Origin of the sequence: Lysobacter sp. CCNWLW3, from assembly GCF_036697405.1 — a bacterium.
Taxonomy (GTDB): Bacteria; Pseudomonadota; Gammaproteobacteria; order Xanthomonadales; family Xanthomonadaceae; genus Lysobacter.
The window spans coordinates 94,069-94,673 of the sequence record NZ_JBAHWA010000013.1 but is presented as its reverse complement, the minus strand read 5'-3'; positions in this window follow the sequence as shown (position 1 = coordinate 94,673).

Here is a 605-nt window from a genome sequence, read left to right as displayed (position 1 = left end):
TCTTTGGTTACTTTCTCTTGGGCTAGCAAGAGAAAGTGACCCGCACGCGCAGCGGGCGGAAGCCGTTGACCTTCGGGCCGGCCCTGCGGAGCGAAAGCAGCAGCGAATCTCCCAGCACGCCCAGCCACCGCAGTAGCCGAAGTTCGCGATCGCGGCTCACGCCGCTCCCACAGGAAACCAGCCCGTTCGGAACCTGCGACGTGGCTGGAATTCGCGATCGCGGCTCACGCCGCTCCCACAGGAAGCCAGCCCGTTCGGAACCAGCGACGTGGCTGGAATTCGCGGTCGCGGCTTGCGCCGCTCCTACAGGGAGCTTGGGCTAGAGAAAGTGGTCCGCACGCGCAGCGGGCGAAAGCTGTTGAGCTTCGTGCCACCCCTGCGGAACAAGAGCCGCAGCGAATCCCCCAGCACGCCTGGCCAGCGCAATAGCCGAAGCTTGCGATCGCGGCTTATGACCGAAGGAAATCCCCGTGGGACGCCGCTCCCACAGAAAGCCGGTCAAGGTACCCACAGAACGCCGCCCCTTCGGAATCACGCCCGGCCCGGCCATCCCTGGCCGGGCGTGCAGCCGGACTGCGCGCAATGCGCGAATACGGCGCGGCACG